This is a genomic window from Paenibacillus sp. 1A_MP2, from assembly GCF_052244825.1.
GTDB classification, from domain to species: Bacteria; Bacillota; Bacilli; order Paenibacillales; family Paenibacillaceae; genus Paenibacillus; species Paenibacillus vandeheii.
On the sequence record NZ_JBQQCS010000001.1, the window covers coordinates 5,765,554 to 5,785,470 of the forward strand.

Genomic DNA, 19,917 nt, shown 5'->3' on the forward strand with positions numbered 1-19,917 from the left:
CTTATTGGTTATTTGAACGACGTTTGATGCCCACAATCGGCCCTGTGTAACCCGCTAGTTCAAGCTGCCGCTGTGCCTTGCGGAAAACATAATCAATGTTCTCGCCTTCCTTGATCTGCCCATCCGCTTCGAGGTGTTTATTGGGAATCCAAACGTTCTGGTTCGTGCCACCCAGCGTAAAACGCTTAGCAGCACGCCCCTCATATTTCCGATTAATCAGTTCTAAACGAATGCCTTTATAGTCCTGGATCATCGTTACTCACCCCGGTACTGTTTCGGCTCAACACCTGCAGGTACTTTCCACCCGTTCCCGGCGATCCGATCAATCATCTTTTTGGCCGAGTCAAAGGACCAGGTACCCACATGTTCAAAACCTCTGCCTTCCAGGAAGCGGATCTGCTTCGGCGTAGTCAGCCCTTCTTCACGACGCTTGTCCAAACGCTCCAGAAGCTTCGTCGCCTTGCCGGCATTATCGATTTGTTCTGGCATGATGCCCAACTTTTCGAGTGTCTTTACCTGAGCATCGGAAGGTGGAGCCTGTTCCCAACCGAAGGACGGGACATAGCTGGATAAATCCTCAGCCTGTATACTCATTTCAAACTGCAGCGGATCTACCAATGCACGTTTACGGCGCTTCATCTCTGCCAATTGCTTTGCCAAAGCTTCCTCGCGCTGAGCAACGACATCCTCGGCCGCCTGCTTTTCCACGTCTTCCAGATCCAGTGCAATACCCGCCTCCTCGATCTGCTTGGTCATGGCCTGGGCAATCTCTTCATTTTCTGCAATGAGGTGTGCAGGATGGCAAAGCTCGTGCCGTTCGGTATGCCACAGGAAGTCCAACAGCAGAAGTTCTGTCTTGCCAGGGAATAGACGGGTACCACGCCCGACCATCTGACTGTACAAGCTGCGAACCTTCGTGGGCCGAAGCACTACGACACAATCGACGCTCGGACAATCCCATCCTTCGGTGAGCAACATGGAGTTGCAAAGCACGTTATATTTGCCGCCATCAAAGTCTTCTAATATCTGTGATCGATCTTGAGAATCCCCATTTACCTCAGCTGCTCGGAACCCAATCGAGTTCAGAATCTGGGTAAATTTCTGACTGGTCTTCACCAGAGGAAGGAATACAACAATCTTTCTGTCTTTAGCTACACGAAGCATTTCCTCAGCAATGGAATCCAGGTACGGATCCAATGCGGTACCCAAGTCCTGCGTTTTGAAGTCGCCTGCCTGTTGGCCAACCGCTGACAAGTTTATCTGCAGGGGAATGGTCATGGCCTTGATCGGGCTAAGGAACCCGGACTTTATGGCTTTGGGTAAAGTGTACTCGTAGGCTAAACTTTCGAAGAAGCTGCCCAAGTTTCGCATGTCGCCACGATCCGGTGTAGCCGTAACGCCAAGCACGTTGGCTGTTTCAAAATATTGCAGCACTCGTTGATAACTGTCAGATAAACAGTGGTGTGCCTCATCGATAATAATTGTGTCAAAGTGATTTGCCGCGAATTGTTGCAGTCGTTTATCTCGCATGAGAGTTTGGATACTGCCCACAACAACCCGGTACCAGCTGCCGATTGATGTCTGATCTGCTTTCTCGGTTGCTGTTTTCAGTCCAGTAGATTTCTCCAACTTATCAGAAGCTTGATCAAGCAGCTCACCCCGGTGAGCCAGGATGAGCACACGCTCACCCAGCTTAACCCGGTCTTCTGTTACCTTAGAAAATACAATCGTCTTACCGCATCCGGTAGGGAGCACAAGCAACGTACGCTTGACTCCTTTGTTCCATTCAGCTTGGATGGACTGACGCGCTTCTTGCTGATAGGGTCTGAGTTCCATCGGTTACCTCCTAGAATTGACCTGGATTCCAGTTACCTGTTTGTTGTTGACCAGGAAATGGTGCGCTCTGTTGTTGAGCTGGTGGATTGTACTGTGTCTGTGGCTGATTATATTGCGTCTGTTGTTGTTGAGGTTGAGGTTGATAGGACTGTTGGCCCGTTGGCTGAGTGCCTGGTTGCTGAATCTCATCTTGAGCATAGAACGTCTTAATCTCATTGGCCGAACGCGGTTCACCTTTATAGGTATAATTCCGGATCTCAAGTTTCAGACGACCCTTACGTCCCAACGTAGCTGGCCAGTTCATTTTCAGGGGTTCACCTTTTCTCTTTAATCCAACCCCTGCGAAGAAGTTGGAAAGGAAGCCCTCTGTCTTACTGTGCAACAACAAGTTGTGGCTTAAAGTCACATCCCCGTGTTCTGGAGAATGAACGATAATCTCCATTTTCGCCTGATTGCAAGCAGGCATTTTTTCACTCCCGGCGAAACGTCCACGTTCAAATTTTGCTACCGTGAAGTTGTAGTCTCCAGGTGGGAGAATAGTGAAGCCTGTCCCTCCTTCATTGACAATCTCGTCATCCCAACCAAATTCTCTTTCCATTTGTGTCATGTATGAGTCCTCCTAATGTGTATTAAAATTTATGAAAACGGAATTTGTTTGTTCATATCTTGAACCATGCCGTACACTTGTTGCCAAGCTCCGACCAGGACACCATCCACGAATCCAGGGTCATAGTTAGCAATTGGTGTATCAATTGGGTAGTACCCCTTATTGCTCACCACAATCTGAATATCATTTTCGGTCACTTGGTACTGAACCATCAGATCACGGAGCGATGCAGGGATGTTCGGATTCAGTCCCTGACTTGTATCTGCAACCTGTGCGGGAGCAGATGGTGCTGGCGTCTGCACAGATGAAGGTGGCGGTGTAACAGGTTGTGCCGGCGGTGCTGCAGGTGGTGTGTTCACTGGCGGTGGAGTGACAGGCGCTTGAGAGGTGCTAGGTTGTACCACGCCATCAAAGATGTGTGCAATATGGCTATAATCCAACGGCAGCTCGTCAGGGAGTCCATGCCGGTTCTTCGCATCCCATGCAGGATGGTGAGTTGTGTACATGGTTCGGCTACCACCTTGCGCCTTATGCTTCTTGCCTTTCTCATCGGTAGCCACGCTGAATGTCTTGTAGTTGATGAACAAAACCATGTCAGCCCATTCCTTGACGAGCGGAGCTGTACGGCTTCCCGTCTTGGCACCCAGTTTGAGCTGATACCGGTCATAGGCTCCCATTTCATCAGGCTGTTCAAACTTGATGATCTGAGCATGAGCGGTTAGCACCACATGGATTCCGGAATCGACTACATCCTGAAGGAGATTCAGGAAACGTCCAATTTCTTCGGCAACGAATACATATCCTTTGCCATAACCGAAGTCCTCAACACCGCTTTTGTTGTGAATCGCGCATACACTGCTTACAGCAAGCATCTCTGCCCAATCGACTGTATCAATGACCAAAGTACCGAAGCGGTTCCCCTGTTGCCATACCCACCTCACTTGCTCGTTCAGCATCGTCCAGCTCGTCGGCTTTGGTACCCGATCGACATCCATTTCTGTGGTGGAACCTTCGGTATCAATGAATACGGGACGTGGGAATCGTCCAGCAAGGGATGATTTACCGATTCCCTCGGGGCCATAGATCACGACCTTCTTTGCTTTCTGCACTTTTCCACTGATGACTTGCATCAGAACTCACCTGCTTTCCAAGTTTTTGTTTCAGCTGCAGGCGGGGCGTCAGTTGCGATCGCTTGCTCCTGTCCAGCTACATAGCCGTCTTCGATAATAATGCTACATTCGTCCCCGGTGCTGACACGAGTTGCAATGGCCTGCAGGCCCTCTTGCTCAAGCCAAGCACCAAACTCATTCAGCGTCTGCAGATCCATTTGCTCGAGCTTGTCCAGGAGAATGAAACCACAGTCTGGTTTCAGCTTACGAACAATGGCCGTGGACACCTTCAGCTGATCAGATCCACTCATGTTATCCCAGCGCTGTCCGTTGTAGATCAGCTCACCATCATCCACTGACAATCCTTCTAGCGGAAGATTCGCATTGTTCAGCAGTTCTGCCTTTTGATCTCGGATCTCGTTGATCTGAGCGGTCAACTGTTCATATTGAACCCTGTAATCGCTGGCGTCTGTCTCGGCCTTGTCCTTGTCGAGGTTAGCTCGGACTTTTCGGTTAATCTCGTCAATCTGAGTGATATTCTGTTCCAGCTCAGTGGTTGATTGGTCATGCAGATCCAATGCGTCTTTCTGAGCGATACCCAGATCCGCCTGCAGCTGTGTGTACTTCTCCTGAGCAGCATTCAGGATTGCTGTCAGTCGAACGACTTCGCGGCCTTGCTGCTCAAACTCCGCCTGGATCTGCGTCACACGTTGTCGCTTGAGTTGATTCTGTCCATTGCGTGCCAGGATCTCCTGTTGCTGACTAATTAGCTCTGAAGCAGAGACAGGTTCCTTCGGTGCATCAGTGAAGTAAGGCTGCTCTTTGGCAAATTTGGCTTTCTGGTCTGCAATCTGGCCAATGGTATGGCGACGACTGTAAACCTCCTGTTCCTGCTTCTCGAAAGCCTGAAGCTGTTCACCCACACCGATGATCCGGAGTAGAATGTTGGCTTTCTCCTTACTCGTAGCATTCATGAACTTGGGAAGATCAATGGCCAACTCTTCCACAAAGCTATCCAGAAGTTGCTGACCGCCTTTCTGTCCATCCGGATCGATTACCTTCAGGTCAGAGTTCTTACCCTTCCGCTCGACTACCAGTCCGTTGGATAAGGTGAGTTGAAGATAAGGTGCCACCATCGATCCCTCACGGTTAGCTTGGGAAGGACGATATTTATTTCCACCAAGAGCCCATGCAATGGCATCCAGAACGCTTGTCTTGCCCTGGTTATTCCGACCACCGACGAGCGTAAGCCCTGCACTGGATGGCTCCATTTTTACTGCTTTGACGCGCTTTACATTTTCGATTTCGAGCTTATTAATTTTGATCATGGCGGTCACCTTTCTTTATTCAGATAAGAATCTGCGTGCAAATCGCAGTTGTTGTTCAATATAAGGGTCCGTTTCATTGCCACCAGAAGCTAGCCAGTCACCGATACGTCGATTGATGTCATTAAGAACAATGGTAGGTAGCCGGTGAGAAATCAGGGTTATTTCTTGCATTGGATTTATTTCTGTTGGGACGGGTTCTTGCTTTCCCATTTAGCTTGTCGCCTCCTTGGCGGCGGAACCGGCAAAGGCTTGTACACCTCACCGATCACCTTACCGCTATCGTCTGTGACAATATCCCAAGGGATATCTGATTTATAGAGGTCAGTGAACATTCTCAGCTGCCTGCTTAATGCAAGGTGTACAGATCTGCTTACCATGGAATAAGTTCAGACTTTCATCATTTCCGCAGAAGAAGCAGCCTGGTTGATACCTGCGAAGGATGATCTTGTCACCATCCACGAAGAATTCCAGCGGATCTCCTTCCTCGATACCGTGAACCCGGCGAAGCTCTTTCGGAATAACGACACGGCCCAGGTCATCGATGCGGCGGACAATACCAGTGGCTTTTAACATTGCATAATCCTTTCTGTCAGTGGTAAACTGACGGTAGAGTGTTTTAATTAAGTGCAGCTGACAAGGGGTAGGAGCCTTCCAGCTGCATTTTTGCGTGCAGACGATTACGATACGTGCGGTACTGCTTGTCTGCATGAGTAGCGACTTTGACATGGCCACTGCGACGCATCTGACTTGCAAGAGCCAAGTAAAATGCACATGCTGCTTTGTAATGCTGTTCTGTCATCAAGGGCAAGATTTTCACCTCCTCTCATTCGTCTTCGTCATCTAGCCTTACGCCAACAATGCACTGGTCTAGATTTTTTCGTTTCTCAAGCCGTTTCTTCGCTGTTGGTGAAATCAACCAGTAAATGTAACTGGTAGAAACACCTAACGTCTCAGAGCATTCATCAACGTTACCCATAGCAAGCAACTCTTCACCTCTATAGACCGCGTATTCATTCCTCTTCGGCCGACTCATAAATCCTGATCCTCCTCAACCAAACCGTATTTTTAAGGCTTCATGGACCAGTGCTTTATTCTTGCTGTCCAGGTACTCCATATCGGACAGATTCACTTTCGCCATGCTCTGACTGAACAGGTGTAATGCCAGGTGAAGCATAAACTTCTCTGACTGACTCCAGGGCTTGGATACCTTCTTCAAGGCTGTAACCTTGATCACTCCACCTTCCAAATCGAAATAATTTTCGTTCAGATAAAACTGCAGAGTGTAGTTATTTACGAACAAGTAAAGCAGGCTTCGCCAATACTTGTCCCTTTTCAAGTGTTCGGGAATCTTCATCGATGCGACCCTCCTCTCCAGCTGTCATCGTTACAGCACCGATGGACTTGGCCATGCAACTCAACTTGCAATACAGATCCTTGCCATGTCGTACCGCGATCTGGCCATCTACGATTTCAGATGCACATTCCGGATTAGCGCAGAAATCCATTACTTCTGGCGGTGCCAGGCTTGGTGTTTTGTTCAAGTAGATCTCTCCTTTAACTTGTTTTTCCATGCGATCACATCCACTTTGTCAGCCCGTTTTGAGACCCCGATGGGATAGTTAGGGATACCACCATGCTCTGTCTTGAGTGTGAACAACTCGTATACTGTCTTTCGTGAAATTCCCAATACATTTGCGATGTCCTGAGCAGTCATAACGTCAGGCATGTCTTCCCACTTGTAGATGTTCTTCTCAGTCATGCTCTACCTCCTCATACAACAACCTTTTCTTTGCTTTTCTTCGGAACATCCACTTCTTCGATGTAAAAGTAATCGTCGAACCTTCCTCCGAATACTTCCATTACTCCTGCGATAAATTGATTCCCAGGAGCATTGTTCCTTTTATCATCGACAGGTAATTTCGTGCGCCATACTTGGGTAGGATTAACATTAAGAAGTTCGGCCAGCTCACGATCAGAAGTGATATCCTTGTCAATCTGAGCTTTCATCAACTCCTTAACTCTCAAGCGAACAACGAATTTTTTCATCTGCCCACCCCCTCTCTTTGTTGCGGATACGCAATTGTTGTTTTATGTCGATTTCGTCCTCGCAACTTGATTATATTACATGAATTTCGACCGCGCAATAACATTTCATAAATTAATTGCGTACGCGCAATAATTGTGATATCATGAATTCAAGCATTAGATGAAGGGAGATTTTTGAGAGTCGATGAGCGAAATTAAAATAGGTGATTTTATAAAAGAGGCACGTATTCAAAACGGATTTAAAACCATGAAAGACTTATCTATTGTGTCCGGTGTCTCCCCTGCGACACTTAGCAGAATAGAAAAAAATACTCAAGATCCATCTCCGGAAACATTGATGAAAATATCTAAACACTTAAATAACATTACATATGGTGAATTGATGAAAGTGGCCGGTTACTTAGATGGTCTTAGTGCTGAACATGAAATGTTTATGAAAGATCTAATGAATGAAAACGAAGAGTTAGATAACAAAATATTTGATTTAATCAATACTGCTTTTCTATATAAACAAGTTGATAATAATATCCAAAATAAAATAGTCGAATTATTTGTTAGTAAAGAATTAGTTGAACTCTATGAAAACGCCGACATAGATGAAATCAAATCTGCTTTTCTTCGAAACGATTTTGATGTTGATCAAAAACGCGAAATAGTTGAAACGTTAAACGTCTTAGTTAATAAATTTTCTCCAAAACTTGCCCACTACTTTTCTATGATTAAGAACATGAAGCCTATCCCGCTTGTGGGAACGATATGTGCGGGGAATGGAATGCTACCAATCGAATCTATTGAGGAGTACATAAATTATCCTTTTGTAAGGTCTCAGCAACCCGATTACGCACTTAGAGTAAAAGGTGATTCTATGATAGGCGCGGGTATTGATGACGGAGATATTGTTTTCCTCCGAAAAGGAAGTTGGGCTGAATTCAATGGTCAGATCGTGGCAGCTCTTTTTAACGGAGAAGAAGGAAGTCTCAAGCGAATAAAATGGTCTGAAGGGTCACCAAAAATAACTCTCAGTCCAGAAAATAACTCTTATCAGTCTGTGGAGGTGATGCCAAATGAAGTAACAATTTGCGGAGTTTACGCTGGGCACTATAAACCGGAAATTTAAAGGAGTGTTCTAATTGAAAGGCAGTTTTTATAAGAGAGGAAATACATGGAGTTACATGCTGGATGTCGGAACCGATCCGATCACTGGGAAAAGGAAACAAAAGAGTAAGGGTGGATTTAAGACAAAAAAAGAAGCACAAGCATTTGCTGCAACAATACTATCTGAAATGAACTCTGGTACGTATTTAGAAGAAAAAAAGATGACATTTGAAGAATTATCAGACTTATGGTTTGAATCATATGGAAAACTAGGGAATCCAAAGAAATTAGGAACTATTAGGATTAGGGATTCAGAGCGAAAAAGATTCTTACAATTCTTTAAAAAAATAATAGTTTCAGAAATAAGCCATGATCAATATCAACAAGCGTTGATCACTCTAAAAAAAGGGCAAATGGATGATAATGGAAAAACAATAATTAAAGGTTTAGCCGATAACTCAGTTTCCGGAACTCATGCAACTGGAGTAATGATATTTGAATATGGAGTTAAAATAGGCGCTATTAAAAATAATCCAGCTAAAGGCGCTTTTATACCCAAGGAAACTAAGACCGTAAAAGACCTGGAAGAAAACAATGAGTTGCCGAAATATTTAGAAAAAGACGAACTTTCACGTTTCCTTGAAACAGCTAAGAATCACGGACTTGAATTTGATTACGAGATATTCAACACTCTGGCATATACAGGATTGAGAGTCGGAGAATTATGCTCACTAAAAGAGAATGATCTGAATTTTGAAGAGGATAAAATTAGAATAACCAAAACTGTTTATAATCCAACAAATAGATATAATCTGTATTCAGTACACACACCAAAAACAAAAGCATCAATACGGGAGATCGATGTTGATCCCGAAGTCATGCTTAACTTAAAAGACCTGCTGATACAGCATGGATTCGAAAAAAGAGAAAGCAAAATAAATATCATGATGAAGGTTTTGTTTTTGCCCGTACCGGCGAATACGCTGGATACCCTTTGGTGATAAAGATTGTGAACAACAGAATGAAGAGACTCTTAAAATTGGCTAAACTCAATCCAGATTTATCTCCTCACTCGCTTCGTCACACACACGTTTCTCTTTTGGCAGAAGCGGGTGCTTCGTTAGAACAAATTATGCAACGTTTAGGGCATTCGAATGATGAAATAACAAGAAGGATATACCTTCACATAACTAAGCCAAAAGAAAAGAGGCCGCTCAAAAGTTCAGTGAACTAATGAAGGCCTCTAAAAAACGGATGATTGTTAACAAATCGTTAACAAGATAATAATTTTGGTGTCTAAACCCCTGGTGCAACAGGGGTTTTTGACTTTTATTACATCATGCCGCCCATTCCACCCATACCGCCCATGTCAGGAACGCCAGCAGCGCCTGCAGGTTCTGGTTTGTCAGCGATAACTGCTTCAGTAGTCAGGAACATTGCTGCTACGGAAGCAGCGTTTTGCAATGCATAACGTGTTACTTTCGCAGGGTCAACGATACCTGCTTCGATCATGTTAACCCACTCGCCAGTCGCAGCGTTGAAGCCTACGCCAGTTTGTTCTTTTTTCAGACGTTCCACGATTACGGAACCTTCTTCGCCAGCGTTAGCTGCGATTGTACGGATTGGTGCTTCCAAAGCACGCAGGACGATGTTTACGCCTGTTTGCTCGTCACCGGACAGGGCTACTCCTGCAACCGCGTTGTATACGTTCATAAGCGCTGTACCACCACCGGATACGATACCTTCTTCAACCGCAGCGCGAGTTGCGTTCAGGGCATCTTCGATGCGAAGTTTGCGTTCTTTCAATTCTGTTTCAGTAGCCGCACCGACTTTGATTACTGCTACGCCGCCGGACAATTTAGCCAGACGCTCTTGCAGTTTCTCTTTGTCGAACTCGGAAGTTGTTTCTTCCAGTTGTGTACGGATTTGGCTTACACGTGCATCGATATCGGATTTGTTACCAGCACCGTCAACGATGATTGTGTTTTCTTTGGTTACACGGATTTGGCGAGCTGTACCCAGTTGTTCCACAACAGCGGATTTCAGGTCCAGACCCAGTTCTTCCGTGATCAATTGGCCACCAGTGAGGGCAGCGATATCTTGCAGCATTGCTTTACGACGGTCACCAAAGCCAGGAGCTTTAACAGCTACAGCGTTGAATGTACCACGCAATTTGTTCACAACCAGCATCGCCAGTGCTTCGCCTTCGATATCTTCAGCGATCAATACAAGCGGTTTGCCTTGTTGAACGATTTTTTCAAGCAATGGCAGAATGTCCTGAGTGCTGGAGATTTTTTTGTCTGTGATCAGGATGTACGGGTTGTCCAAAACGGCTTCCATTTTGTCCGTATCTGTGATCATGTATGGAGAGATGTAACCGCGGTCGAATTGCATACCTTCAACCACTTCCAACTCTGTAGCGAATCCTTTGGATTCTTCAACCGTGATAACGCCGTCTTTACCCACTTTTTCCATAGCTTCAGCGATCAGTTCGCCTACTTCATCATCAGCTGCAGAAATTGCTGCAACTTGTGCAATGGATTGTTTGGTTTCAATTGGTTTGGAGATGGATTGCAGTTCAGCTACAGCCGCTTTAACCGCTTTGTCGATCCCTTTACGGATACCGATTGGGCTAGCGCCTGCAGTTACGTTTTTCAAACCTTCTGTGATCAGCGCTTGAGCCAATACAGTTGCAGTTGTTGTACCGTCACCGGCAACATCATTGGTTTTGGTTGCTACTTCTTTAACCAGTTGTGCACCCATGTTCTCGAATGCATCTTCCAGTTCGATTTCTTTAGCAATCGTTACACCGTCATTCGTGATCAGCGGGCTTCCGAATTTTTTCTCCAGAACCACGTTACGGCCTTTAGGACCGAGTGTTACTTTTACTGCATTAGCCAATGCGTCCACACCACGAAGCATGGAACGACGAGCGTCTTCACTGAATTTAATGTCTTTAGCCATGTTAAGAAAACCTCCCTAGAATATTGTGTAAAATGGTGTTGCTATATGGTTCGGTTAACCGATTAAATTTGAATTAGTCGAGAATCGCGTGAATATCGCTTTCTTTCATAATCAAATATTCTTTACCTTCGAACTTGATTTCTGTACCGGCATATTTGGAGAAAATAACGCGATCTCCTTCTTTCACTTCCAGAGCTACACGTACTCCGTCTTTCAATACTCCGGCGCCAACAGCAATAATTTTACCCTCTTGCGGTTTTTCTTTAGCGGAGTCCGGCAGTACGATCCCGAAAGAAGTAGTTTGCTCTTGCTCCAGTGGTTCTACCAATACGCGTTCACCTAAAGGTCTGATCATGAAAAATAGCCTCCTTTTGAAATTATATAACGTTGCTTTGTAGGTTGTAGCCATATGTATTAGCACTCGACAGTGTTCAGTGCTAACAACCAACTTTATGATACTTCAACTTGAAGCATGATTTCAAGTCCTTTTCATGAATTCCTGCGAGATTTTACGTTGTATTTACACCACCCCAGCCAAAAAACGCCCGATTTACCTGAGCAAATGTCATAAATACCATATAACTTATTCCACAGAATCCATTGGTCCTCCTGCAACGTTTCAGGCAGCCCTTTTCCATTGTATCCATTGTTGAACATAATATGCCTACTTGTCCCGTATGTCTGACTAAAAGCTGTAAAAGCTATCGCTCTACAGCCCTTCATATCCCGGGTAAGAAACGATCGGCTTATCCCAGGACGGGCATCATACAAGATCATTACCGTTTCAACAAGCGGATGAAATTCCTCTCTTGTTATACTGCACTCTGCTTATCCTCGGCACGGATGTAACGGGATTCAGCCTCCGCATCAGCTGCAAGCTGTTTGCGATACACAAAGCCAGACAGAAACACACTGATCTCATATAACAGAAGCAAGGGAATCATCACGAGAAAATCGGATATAAAGTCAGGCGGTGTAACCACAACCGCAATGAAGATCAGGACAAAATAAGCCATCCTGCGCATTTTGCGAAGTCGAATTGGATTCAATATTCGCAGTCCTGTCAGGAACATAATGATTAATGGAAGCTCAAACAACAGGGAAACCGGAAGTACAATGCCAAACAAAAAGCTAAAGTACTGCTTCATTCCATACGTCTCCACAAGCCCCATCTTCTCCGTAATTGATGTTGTAAAGGCCAATGCCATCGGGAACACAACATAATAGGAGAACGCCAGACCGAACAGAAACAACAAAAGCACATAAGGAACATAACGCAATGTAGCTTTCCGCTCCATCGGTCGCAGCCCTGGACTAACAAACTTCCAAATCTGATACACGGTAAACGGCAGCGTAATAATTAATGAGAACAGACCGGCAATCTTCATGTAGATCCCGATCCCGTCCCAGAACGAGAAGGCATGGAGCACAAAACCTTGCGCCGTCTCTGCCTTTGTCAAGTAGCGATACACCGGGTCTGCTACAAAAAATCCTGCTACCAGACCCAACACAAAAAGGCTTAACACATAGATTAGCCGCTTGCGCAGCTCACTTAAATGTTCCGTAAGGGTCATTTCTTCATTCTGCTGCGTCATTCCTGCCCTCCATGGTTGTCAGCTTTAAAATACAAAACCCTTCCAGCGGGAAGGGAGTTCTCATTCATTGCCGTCACAATTATTCCGGCAGGCGTTTATCCTCCGGCTTGTCTACCTGTACAGCTTCTGACACTGCCGGGTTCGCTTTTTCCTGCTCTTTGCGCTTGGATGAATTGTCATCCGAGATGATGTCGCGGGCCCCTTCCTTGAATTCACGGAAAGTACGCCCAACGGCGCGTCCCAGTTCCGGCAGCTTGTTCGGACCGAACAAAAGCAAAGCAACGATGACCAGCAAAATGACTCCTGTGGTTCCAATGCCCCCAAATCCCATTGTTATCCCTCCTAGCTTCAAGCTTTTGGATCGCGCACTCTTTATGCATTCTCAAAAGATGTCTTGTCTACTATCAGAATTATGTCAATCATACCATAGATGTAACCACTTACATAACCCACATTTTTCACAAAAAGACCTCGATACCCAATCTTTTTTCCTGCTTGATTTCACACCTGCTGCTAAGGCCATTTCTCACTTATTGCTTGAACTGACCTGTAACCATTAACAGAGCTTCCGGAAGTTGGTCCATAATGGCCGCCAAATGCTCATGCACACCCTTCGGTGTACCTGGCAGGTTGACAATCAATGTACGTCCGCGAATGCCGCATACGCCACGGAACAGCATCGCAGAACGATTCTTGCCCATGACACTGTATCTCATGGCTTCAGCCATGCCTGGAACTTCCCGTTCGATAACCCGCCGGGTCGCTTCCGGAGTAATATCACGAATCGCAAGCTCCGTACCCCCTGTGGTCAATACCAAATCAGCGTGAAAATAATCTGTCATCTCAATCAAAGCCGCAATAATCTCATCGGGTTCATCCGGAACGATGCGGTACTCCACGATTTCCCCACCCAGTTCTTCTTCCACAAGCTCCCGGATCACTTGGGCACTCGTATCCTCACGTTCCCCGCGGGCCCCTTTGTCGCTGGCTGTCAGGATTGCTGTTCTCCACACCATAAAGATCACCCTTCTCCTTTATGAAAATAAATGTCCTTTATCGGCTGAAATCGCCGTTCTTGCCACCACTCTTGGAATTCAGCATGGTTGGACCAATCATCATATCTTTTTGCATGGCTTTACACATGTCATAGATCGTCAGTGCCGCAGCCGAGGCCGCCGTGAGCGCCTCCATCTCGACACCTGTCTTCCCTTCGGTTTTGACCGTAACTTCAATCTGCAGTTCATCGACACCGTTGTCATGAAAACGGATATCCACACCCGTCAATGCCAATGGATGGCACATCGGAATCCAGTCTGATGTTTTCTTCGCGCCCTGGATACCCGCAATCTGAGCCACAGCCAGAACGTCACCTTTGCCGATGCGGCCCTCCCGAATCGCTTCAAGCGTAGCCGGATTCATCGTCACTTTGGATACCGCCACAGCTGTACGCACGGTACTTTCCTTACCCGAAATATCAACCATTCGAGCTCGTCCCTGTTCATTAAAATGAGTCAGTTTACTGCTGAAAGCCTGGTCGTTATTCGCTTCTGAATTCAATCACATCACAACCCTTTATTCGATATGTAATATACCTTCGGTTGTTATCAACAGATCAAGCCGCAGATCAAGCGGGTCCATCGGAATTTCGTTCTGCAGCTGGCCAGGCAATACAAATGCAGCCATACGTGGTCTTTTGTCCGTCATCGTGCACTTTGCTGCAAGTGTCTCGGCAAAACGATCATAATAACCGCCGCCGTATCCAATGCGCCCTCCATGGAGGTCATATCCCAGCCCTGGTACTATGACAAGGTCAATATCAGGCCAGCGATCAGGTTGCATCACTTCACAGGAATCCCTGGGTTCAGGTATCCCCCATATTCCCGGTTGAATATCCTGTGCACCCACGACACGCCGCAATTCCATTCGAGCCGGATTCGCTTGCACTTTTGGTGCGAGCATCACATCTCCATGCCTCCAGCCCTCTTCAAATAAAAAGGCTGTGGATGCTTCGCCTCCATAAGACAAATAGCTGAATATCACAAGCGGCTTGCTCCCCAGCTTCCATTTGTCCTGTCTAAGACGCTCCAGCTCCCGCTTCGTCACCACATTAATCTCATTCATCACCTGCTGACGCATGGTTTCATCCATCAGATCCCGGCTCTGTCTCAGTTTGGAACGAAGGCGGCTTTTCAATTCCGTATGATCCTGCATGTCTTTGAATAACCTCCTGTTGATCGAGAAGGTAAACTAGCTCTCAATTAAAACCATTTATATGTTATGCACAGTTGTCATCGTGTTGAAATCGTTAAAATGATTCATTTTCTGCAAAATCCTCATGTATTAACATGCCTTCTTTCAGTTTATCATTGATTGACCAAAAAGACTACACGCCCCAGGCACTCCTAATCGGTGCATTTGCTCTGTATTTCATGTAAACTGGGATGTAGTTGTCAAATCAAGAACTGGACCATGGAGGAACTTAATTTTATGCTGCTGCAAGTATCCGGAATTATCAAACGTTTTGGTGTCGATCCAATCCTGGACGGCGTGAACTTACAAATATTAGAACGCGAGCGCATCGGCCTCGTTGGTGTTAATGGCGCAGGGAAATCCACTTTGCTTAAAATTGTGGCTGGGGAAATGTCTTACGATGGCGGACAAATATTCAAATCCAAGGAAACGACACTTGGTTATCTCGCGCAGAACAGTGGACTGCAATCCGATCGCTCCATATGGGAAGAAATGATGAATGTATTTGCCCATCTGACCCAGGCAGAAGCGGAGTTGCGTCAAATGGAACAGGATATTGCCGACCCGGCTCAGATGGAAGATGAAAAGAAATATGCCGATCTGCTTGAGCGTTATGCCAAACGCTCTGACTGGTTCAAGGATCATGGCGGTTATGAGATGGAAACCCGTATTCGCAGTATTCTGCACGGAATGGGATTCGGTGAATTCTCGCCAAACACCCCGATTGCCACGCTGAGCGGCGGGCAAAAGACACGTCTTGCGCTTGCTCGAATTTTGCTTCAAGCCCCTGACCTGCTCATGCTGGACGAGCCTACCAACTATCTCGACATCGCCACTCTGACGTGGCTTGAAGATTACCTGAGGGGTTATTCAGGTGCCCTGCTTGTTGTATCCCATGACCGGTATTTCCTTGATCGGCTTGTCACAACCATCGTGGAGATCGAGCGGCACCGCTCCAAAAAATATACAGGCAATTACAGTCGGTATATGGAACTTAAAGCTGCTGAATATGAAAGCCAGATGAAGCAATATGAGAAACAGCAGGATGAAATCTCCAAGATGGAGGAGTTTGTTCAGAAGAATATCGTGCGGGCTTCAACGACCAAACGGGCGCAGAGCCGCCGCAAGGCACTCGATAAGATGGAACGGCTCGACAAACCAATGGGAGATCTGAAGAAAGCTCACTTCTCTTTTGAAACGGCTGTTATGTCCGGCAAGGAAGTGCTCCGTGTGGATCAGCTTTCGGTTGCCTACGATGAGGCTTCTCCGTTGTTCCGCAATGTCTCATTTGATCTAAGACGCGGGGAGACGGTTGCATTGATAGGGCCGAACGGAATCGGAAAATCCACCATGCTGAAATGCCTCACTGGAAGTTTACGCCCCGTAAGCGGTGAGATCCAATGGGGAACCAAAGTGCAGATTGGCTATTATGATCAGGAGCAGACAGGACTTAACCCTTCCAATACGGTATTGGAAGAGCTGTGGAGTGCCTATCCCGGCATGGAGGAAGCGAGAATTCGTACGGTGCTTGGCAACTTCCTGTTCAGTGGAGATGATGTGCTCAAAAAAATCTCATCCCTCAGTGGTGGAGAAAAGGCACGTGTCTCTCTCTCCAAGCTCATGCTCAAGGAAGCCAACATGCTCATTCTGGATGAGCCTACGAACCATCTCGATCTCTTCGCCAAAGAAGTGCTTGAAGCGGCGCTGATGGACTATGAGGGCACATTATTGTTCATCTCGCATGACCGGTATTTCCTCAATAAAATGGCTGAGCGTATTGTCGAACTGCACCCCGGTGGGACAGAGCATTACCTCGGCAACTATGATGATTATGTGGAGAAGAAACAGGAGCTTGAAGACATCGCGCGTGAAGCTGCTGAAGCACGCCTTGCCTCTTCCAAGAACTCGGCCAAGTCTGACCCGAGCCTATCCGTAACCGAGAAATCCGGTGCCGCCTCATTCGAAGCCGACAAACAGGCCAAGCGGGAAGAACGTAACCGCCAGCGCAAGCAGGAGGCTCTGGAACAACAGATTGCGAAGCTGGAAACGGAGATTACGGAGCTTGAGGCACAGATGGCTCTGCCTGAAATATATCAGGATTATATGAAGCTGCAAGAACTCCAAGAGTCGGCGGAGGATCACAAGCTTCAACTTGCCAAGGCTTACGAAGAGTGGGAAGAATTAGCTCTGGAATAGCAGCGGAGATGACCTTTTTCAATCTAATCCATACTGCACTCTTATACCGAACAAGCAACTACAGTAAAAGCTGATTCCTAGATGGGGTCAGCTTTTTTGTTGATTATAATGGGAGAGATTTGACAAGGGTGTTTTCATATTTGTCAAATTCACTCGAAATCCGAAAAATTTTTTTCCGCTCGGCAGCATCATATTTATCCACAAAAAAGCAAGATAGCCAACAATCGAATCTATTTAATTATACGGCGGTAGAATAGCTTATTTTGCACAAAAACCATATTTATCCACCGAGTTATACACATTATCCACAACTTTGTGGATATATAGCAGACATTCTATCCCCTAATGCTTTTTATTTTCGAAAACATTACTGGTTTGACTTTGGTGCAGTTACCCACAATTTGCACTGGATATGTGGATAATTATACTCACATCTTGACAAACGTAATCATTCATTCTCTTTTTATCTCCTATAAAAGGACAAAAGCAGACCTCTGTATTCAAGGCCTGCCATTGGTCTGCTTGTGATCACAAATTTATGTGATTTGCTGAAGTACTATTATGCGTGTATAGGTTCATCACTCTCGGAAGACTCTGCCTTCAATCCGGCAGCATTACAAGCTGCGACATACGCCAGACCCGCAGCCATGACAATATCATTGTGAGTGGCTGTCCCTCTGAATTCACGTCCTGCACGCTCCACGGTAACCGCGGCTTCCGCACTCGCTGCCTCTCCTCCGCTCAGCGCGTGCATCTCCATGTCGACAAACGTAATATCGTCCGAAATACTTTGGCCAATCGCACGAATGGTTGCATCTACCGGACCACCACCAACCGCAGAATAGGAATGCTCCCCTGCGCTCGTACGAATACGAACTGCTGCCATTCGATCGGTCATGCTGCCTGCGGTGACCTGCAACTCAACCAGCTCATAATCCTGTGCAGGGATATTCATAGTTTGGCTAACCATCTGCAATAACTGATCATCACTGACCACTTTTTGTTGATCGGCAGTTTCTTTAAATACCTCATACAGTTGTTCCATCTGCTGCTCATCCGGTTCAAAACCATATTTGCGGACCCGATCTTTCAAAGCGTGACGACCGGAGTGTTTGCCCAGAATAATCATGCTGCGTGGAATCCCCAGCGCTTCCGGTCCATAATCTCATACGTACTCCGGTTCTTGAGCAAACCATCCTGATGAATACCAGACTCATGCTGGAAAGCATTGCGTCCCACCACCGGTTTGTTGTAGGCAATCGGGAAATGCATGGCACGGCTAATCTGACGGGATGTCTCATACATCTGGTTCAGTTTGATATTCGTCGTTGCGCCAATCACGTCTCCCCGTGTCTCCAGAGCCATAATCAGCTCCTCCAGTGCACAGTTGCCCGTCCGTTCTCCCACACCGTTAATGGTTACTTCAATCTGGGAAGCACCGTTGGCAATGGCAGCCAGACTGTTCGCAACCGCAAGCCCCAAGTCATTATGACAGTGTGCGCTGTAGCGAACCTTGTCTCCGCCCCTTGCACCCTCACGTACCTGACGGAACATCTCTCCATATTCATGCGGCAGTGCGTACCCGACTGTATCTGGCAAGTTGATAATACTTGCTCCCGCTTCTATGGCCACTTCAACCATCTCGATCAGATCATCCATCTTCGTACGAGCCGCATCCATGGCGGTGAATTCCACAATATCCGTGAACTGACGTGCATAGGAGACCATCTCCCGCGCGGTAGCCACCACTTCACTGCGCGGACGGCGCAGTTGATGCTCAATATGAATGTCCGAAGAGGAGATAAACAGGTGAATTCGGCGGCGTGCTGCGTCAGCCGTTGCTCGAACGGCTGCATCTATATCCCCTTTGACCGCACGCGCAAATCCGCAAATCTCCACATTTTGCAGTTGTCTGGATATCGCCTGAACCGCCGCGAACTCACCTGGACTTGAGATCGGGAATCCAGGCTCGATGACGTCAATGCCCAGAGAAGCCAACTGATGTGCCAGTTCAATTTTTTGCTCAGGCTGCAGACTCGCTCCCGGTGCTTGTTCTCCATCACGCAGTGTTGTATCAAAAATCTCTATCATGCGTTTGTTATTGTTCGTTGTCATATCCATTAACCTCCATCAATTTTGAATGATTATTCGTTACTGGGGATCAGAACGAAGCGTTCAATTCTCGTTTTCTATGTTTATTCATTTCGCAATCCATGCCAGTGTGCACGTCGACTTGCACACCATGCGTATTTTCTTTTAACTGTGATTATTGATTCCCATCGCCCACCCTGCTGCCGGCAGCAAACACAAATAACCCGCCATCTCATCTAAGAGACGGCGGGTTATTATCCTCCGCGGTACCACTCTCGCTTGATGGTCCAGGCTTGCGCCAGGCACCATCCACCTCGTCGTCTCCGGGCATATCAGTTGTCTCTGCGTACATGCAACACGTACAACCGACAGCCGGAGAAACACCCTGTAACGGGGGTTAGCCGTTGCTGTGTACCACATGCCCATTCGTCCGCAAGGACAATGGGATGAGACATCGGTCTCCATGCTTCCATAGCTCCGTTCCCGGGCGAGATTCGAACGATTTCAGCTGCTGCGTCGCACCACCCCGCAGCTCTCTGTGCGCTTTATCGTTTTACTGCTCCCGTTCATTACATTTATGATATGTGATCATGGACCCATCACCATTTTGAGAATCAAAAAAGCCTGCCATCTCCTGCAATATTGCAAGAGACGACAGGCTGTTCACCTTCGCGGTACCACTCTTGTTGACTTTCATTTTCTTCGAGCTGATCCTGTATGCGTCCATACCGTTATCATTGCCCAAAGTGACAAAAGCCCCCTCAGTTATTGTTGATTTTCTACCGATATGTCATCCGTAT

General features: G+C 46.6%; 26 protein-coding genes, 1 pseudogene and 1 other annotated feature. Of the genes and pseudogenes, 4 read left to right on the plus strand and 23 right to left on the minus strand.

Annotation, left to right across the window (positions count from 1 at the left end; translation table 11 throughout):
• Position 1: 1 nt before the first annotated feature.
• The 13 genes from ACTWJ7_RS28490 to ACTWJ7_RS28550 all read right to left on the minus strand — a co-directional run bounded on the left by ACTWJ7_RS28490 (position 2) and on the right by ACTWJ7_RS28550 (position 6,926).
• Complete coding sequence (locus tag ACTWJ7_RS28490; protein WP_443146099.1) at positions 2–253, minus strand: hypothetical protein; 252 nt, start codon at positions 251–253, stop codon at positions 2–4.
• Between the two features lie 2 nt (positions 254–255).
• Positions 256–1,836: a DEAD/DEAH box helicase gene (locus ACTWJ7_RS28495; protein ID WP_301880976.1), complete on the minus strand. Its 1,581-nt coding sequence runs from the start codon at positions 1,834–1,836 to the stop codon at positions 256–258.
• Between the two features lie 10 nt (positions 1,837–1,846).
• Complete coding sequence (locus tag ACTWJ7_RS28500) at positions 1,847–2,443, minus strand: hypothetical protein (protein ID WP_443146100.1); 597 nt, start codon at positions 2,441–2,443, stop codon at positions 1,847–1,849.
• A 29-nt stretch (positions 2,444–2,472) separates the two neighbouring features.
• Positions 2,473–3,573: an ATP-binding protein gene (locus ACTWJ7_RS28505; protein WP_443146101.1), complete on the minus strand. Its 1,101-nt coding sequence runs from the start codon at positions 3,571–3,573 to the stop codon at positions 2,473–2,475.
• On the minus strand, positions 3,573–4,880 hold the full coding sequence (locus ACTWJ7_RS28510) for an AAA family ATPase (RefSeq protein WP_443146102.1): 1,308 nt from the start codon (positions 4,878–4,880) through the stop codon (positions 3,573–3,575). The genes ACTWJ7_RS28505 and ACTWJ7_RS28510 overlap by 1 nt, the downstream gene beginning before the upstream one ends.
• A 15-nt stretch (positions 4,881–4,895) precedes the next feature.
• Positions 4,896–5,051 (minus strand): DUF6877 family protein, encoded by a 156-nt coding sequence (locus ACTWJ7_RS28515; RefSeq protein WP_443146323.1) that lies wholly within the window; start codon positions 5,049–5,051, stop codon positions 4,896–4,898.
• Positions 5,052–5,201: 150 nt separating this feature from the next.
• On the minus strand, positions 5,202–5,453 hold the full coding sequence (locus ACTWJ7_RS28520) for an AbrB/MazE/SpoVT family DNA-binding domain-containing protein (protein ID WP_301880982.1): 252 nt from the start codon (positions 5,451–5,453) through the stop codon (positions 5,202–5,204).
• 43 nt (positions 5,454–5,496) lie between these two features.
• Positions 5,497–5,688, minus strand: coding sequence for a hypothetical protein (locus ACTWJ7_RS28525; protein ID WP_278297921.1), 192 nt, complete (start codon positions 5,686–5,688; stop codon positions 5,497–5,499).
• Between the two features lie 15 nt (positions 5,689–5,703).
• On the minus strand, positions 5,704–5,913 hold the full coding sequence (locus ACTWJ7_RS28530; protein ID WP_443146103.1) for a hypothetical protein: 210 nt from the start codon (positions 5,911–5,913) through the stop codon (positions 5,704–5,706).
• 15 nt (positions 5,914–5,928) lie between these two features.
• On the minus strand, positions 5,929–6,234 hold the full coding sequence (locus ACTWJ7_RS28535; protein WP_443146104.1) for a hypothetical protein: 306 nt from the start codon (positions 6,232–6,234) through the stop codon (positions 5,929–5,931).
• Positions 6,167–6,421, minus strand: a complete 255-nt coding sequence (locus ACTWJ7_RS28540) for a hypothetical protein (RefSeq protein WP_443146105.1) — start codon at positions 6,419–6,421, stop codon at positions 6,167–6,169. Before ACTWJ7_RS28540 ends, ACTWJ7_RS28535 begins: the two co-directional genes overlap by 68 nt.
• Complete coding sequence (locus tag ACTWJ7_RS28545; RefSeq protein ID WP_079350903.1) at positions 6,418–6,639, minus strand: helix-turn-helix domain-containing protein; 222 nt, start codon at positions 6,637–6,639, stop codon at positions 6,418–6,420. Before ACTWJ7_RS28545 ends, ACTWJ7_RS28540 begins: the two co-directional genes overlap by 4 nt.
• 11 nt (positions 6,640–6,650) lie before the next feature.
• A complete protein-coding gene (locus ACTWJ7_RS28550) occupies positions 6,651–6,926 on the minus strand; it encodes a hypothetical protein (protein ID WP_336759398.1) in 276 nt (91 codons plus the stop codon).
• A 184-nt stretch (positions 6,927–7,110) separates the two neighbouring features.
• Between ACTWJ7_RS28550 and ACTWJ7_RS28555 the strand changes: the two genes are divergently transcribed.
• From ACTWJ7_RS28555 to ACTWJ7_RS28565, 3 genes are read left to right on the plus strand one after another with little or no spacing between them, the layout of a single operon-like run.
• A complete protein-coding gene (locus ACTWJ7_RS28555; protein WP_443146106.1) occupies positions 7,111–8,043 on the plus strand; it encodes a helix-turn-helix domain-containing protein in 933 nt (310 codons plus the stop codon).
• 13 nt (positions 8,044–8,056) lie between these two features.
• Positions 8,057–9,022: an Arm DNA-binding domain-containing protein gene (locus tag ACTWJ7_RS28560; protein WP_443146107.1), complete on the plus strand. Its 966-nt coding sequence runs from the start codon at positions 8,057–8,059 to the stop codon at positions 9,020–9,022.
• The gene (locus ACTWJ7_RS28565) at positions 8,935–9,255 is read left to right on the plus strand and encodes a tyrosine-type recombinase/integrase (protein ID WP_443146435.1); all 321 of its coding nucleotides are present in this window, start codon (positions 8,935–8,937) and stop codon (positions 9,253–9,255) included. The genes ACTWJ7_RS28560 and ACTWJ7_RS28565 overlap by 88 nt, the downstream gene beginning before the upstream one ends.
• A 98-nt stretch (positions 9,256–9,353) precedes the next feature.
• Here ACTWJ7_RS28565 and groL read toward each other — a convergent pair whose 3' ends face one another.
• The 7 genes from groL to ACTWJ7_RS28600 form a co-directional block, all read right to left on the minus strand.
• The gene (gene groL, locus ACTWJ7_RS28570) at positions 9,354–10,985 is read right to left on the minus strand and encodes a chaperonin GroEL (RefSeq protein ID WP_301879642.1); all 1,632 of its coding nucleotides are present in this window, start codon (positions 10,983–10,985) and stop codon (positions 9,354–9,356) included.
• Positions 10,986–11,058: 73 nt separating this feature from the next.
• Positions 11,059–11,340 carry a co-chaperone GroES gene (groES, locus tag ACTWJ7_RS28575; RefSeq protein ID WP_024630746.1) on the minus strand — a complete coding sequence of 94 codons (282 nt, stop codon included), beginning with the start codon at positions 11,338–11,340 and terminating at the stop codon, positions 11,059–11,061.
• A 457-nt stretch (positions 11,341–11,797) separates the two neighbouring features.
• A complete protein-coding gene (gene tatC, locus ACTWJ7_RS28580) occupies positions 11,798–12,580 on the minus strand; it encodes a twin-arginine translocase subunit TatC (protein ID WP_079350907.1) in 783 nt (260 codons plus the stop codon).
• 79 nt (positions 12,581–12,659) lie between these two features.
• A complete protein-coding gene (gene tatA, locus ACTWJ7_RS28585; RefSeq protein ID WP_301879643.1) occupies positions 12,660–12,911 on the minus strand; it encodes a twin-arginine translocase TatA/TatE family subunit in 252 nt (83 codons plus the stop codon).
• 199 nt (positions 12,912–13,110) lie between these two features.
• Positions 13,111–13,596, minus strand: coding sequence for a MogA/MoaB family molybdenum cofactor biosynthesis protein (locus ACTWJ7_RS28590; RefSeq protein WP_024630749.1), 486 nt, complete (start codon positions 13,594–13,596; stop codon positions 13,111–13,113).
• A gap of 37 nt (positions 13,597–13,633) precedes the next feature.
• Positions 13,634–14,137: a cyclic pyranopterin monophosphate synthase MoaC gene (gene moaC, locus ACTWJ7_RS28595; protein ID WP_301879644.1), complete on the minus strand. Its 504-nt coding sequence runs from the start codon at positions 14,135–14,137 to the stop codon at positions 13,634–13,636.
• Between the two features lie 15 nt (positions 14,138–14,152).
• The gene (locus ACTWJ7_RS28600; protein WP_301879645.1) at positions 14,153–14,791 is read right to left on the minus strand and encodes a 5-formyltetrahydrofolate cyclo-ligase; all 639 of its coding nucleotides are present in this window, start codon (positions 14,789–14,791) and stop codon (positions 14,153–14,155) included.
• 276 nt (positions 14,792–15,067) lie between these two features.
• On the opposite strand from ACTWJ7_RS28600, the gene ACTWJ7_RS28605 reads away from it, so the two are divergent.
• A complete protein-coding gene (locus ACTWJ7_RS28605; RefSeq protein ID WP_024630752.1) occupies positions 15,068–17,026 on the plus strand; it encodes an ABC-F family ATP-binding cassette domain-containing protein in 1,959 nt (652 codons plus the stop codon).
• A 559-nt stretch (positions 17,027–17,585) separates the two neighbouring features.
• Here ACTWJ7_RS28605 and ACTWJ7_RS28610 read toward each other — a convergent pair.
• The 3 genes and pseudogenes from ACTWJ7_RS28610 to ACTWJ7_RS28620 form a co-directional block, all read right to left on the minus strand.
• On the minus strand, positions 17,586–18,071 hold the full coding sequence (locus ACTWJ7_RS28610; protein WP_443146436.1) for an alpha-isopropylmalate synthase regulatory domain-containing protein: 486 nt from the start codon (positions 18,069–18,071) through the stop codon (positions 17,586–17,588).
• A gap of 12 nt (positions 18,072–18,083) precedes the next feature.
• A pseudogene (locus tag ACTWJ7_RS28615) lies at positions 18,084–19,147 on the minus strand (2-isopropylmalate synthase); the annotation flags it as partial.
• A gap of 206 nt (positions 19,148–19,353) precedes the next feature.
• Positions 19,354–19,696: a binding site (T-box leader), on the minus strand.
• Positions 19,671–19,862, minus strand: coding sequence for a hypothetical protein (locus ACTWJ7_RS28620; protein ID WP_443146108.1), 192 nt, complete (start codon positions 19,860–19,862; stop codon positions 19,671–19,673). It overlaps the preceding feature by 26 nt.
• Between the last annotated feature and the right edge of the window lie 55 nt (positions 19,863–19,917).

Excerpts from the sequence above, each read along its gene's own strand:
- ACTWJ7_RS28490 (WP_443146099.1), bottom strand. The coding sequence starts at position 253 with ATGATCCAGGACTATAAAGGCATTCGTTTAGAACTGATTAATCGGAAA.
- ACTWJ7_RS28495 (WP_301880976.1), bottom strand. The coding sequence starts at position 1,836 with ATGGAACTCAGACCCTATCAGCAAGAAGCGCGTCAGTCCATCCAAGCT.
- ACTWJ7_RS28500 (WP_443146100.1), bottom strand. The coding sequence starts at position 2,443 with ATGACACAAATGGAAAGAGAATTTGGTTGGGATGACGAGATTGTCAAT.
- ACTWJ7_RS28505 (WP_443146101.1), bottom strand. The coding sequence starts at position 3,573 with ATGCAAGTCATCAGTGGAAAAGTGCAGAAAGCAAAGAAGGTCGTGATC.
- ACTWJ7_RS28510 (WP_443146102.1), bottom strand. The coding sequence starts at position 4,880 with ATGATCAAAATTAATAAGCTCGAAATCGAAAATGTAAAGCGCGTCAAA.
- ACTWJ7_RS28515 (WP_443146323.1), bottom strand. The coding sequence starts at position 5,051 with ATGCAAGAAATAACCCTGATTTCTCACCGGCTACCTACCATTGTTCTT.
- ACTWJ7_RS28520 (WP_301880982.1), bottom strand. The coding sequence starts at position 5,453 with ATGTTAAAAGCCACTGGTATTGTCCGCCGCATCGATGACCTGGGCCGT.
- ACTWJ7_RS28530 (WP_443146103.1), bottom strand. The coding sequence starts at position 5,913 with ATGAGTCGGCCGAAGAGGAATGAATACGCGGTCTATAGAGGTGAAGAG.
- ACTWJ7_RS28535 (WP_443146104.1), bottom strand. The coding sequence starts at position 6,234 with ATGAAGATTCCCGAACACTTGAAAAGGGACAAGTATTGGCGAAGCCTG.
- ACTWJ7_RS28545 (WP_079350903.1), bottom strand. The coding sequence starts at position 6,639 with ATGACTGAGAAGAACATCTACAAGTGGGAAGACATGCCTGACGTTATG.
- ACTWJ7_RS28550 (WP_336759398.1), bottom strand. The coding sequence starts at position 6,926 with ATGAAAAAATTCGTTGTTCGCTTGAGAGTTAAGGAGTTGATGAAAGCT.
- ACTWJ7_RS28555 (WP_443146106.1), top strand. The coding sequence starts at position 7,111 with ATGAGCGAAATTAAAATAGGTGATTTTATAAAAGAGGCACGTATTCAA.
- groL (WP_301879642.1), bottom strand. The coding sequence starts at position 10,985 with ATGGCTAAAGACATTAAATTCAGTGAAGACGCTCGTCGTTCCATGCTT.
- groES (WP_024630746.1), bottom strand. The coding sequence starts at position 11,340 with ATGATCAGACCTTTAGGTGAACGCGTATTGGTAGAACCACTGGAGCAA.
- tatC (WP_079350907.1), bottom strand. The coding sequence starts at position 12,580 with ATGACGCAGCAGAATGAAGAAATGACCCTTACGGAACATTTAAGTGAG.
- tatA (WP_301879643.1), bottom strand. The coding sequence starts at position 12,911 with ATGGGATTTGGGGGCATTGGAACCACAGGAGTCATTTTGCTGGTCATC.
- ACTWJ7_RS28590 (WP_024630749.1), bottom strand. The coding sequence starts at position 13,596 with ATGGTGTGGAGAACAGCAATCCTGACAGCCAGCGACAAAGGGGCCCGC.
- ACTWJ7_RS28600 (WP_301879645.1), bottom strand. The coding sequence starts at position 14,791 with ATGCAGGATCATACGGAATTGAAAAGCCGCCTTCGTTCCAAACTGAGA.
- ACTWJ7_RS28605 (WP_024630752.1), top strand. The coding sequence starts at position 15,068 with ATGCTGCTGCAAGTATCCGGAATTATCAAACGTTTTGGTGTCGATCCA.
- ACTWJ7_RS28610 (WP_443146436.1), bottom strand. The coding sequence starts at position 18,071 with ATGGAACAACTGTATGAGGTATTTAAAGAAACTGCCGATCAACAAAAA.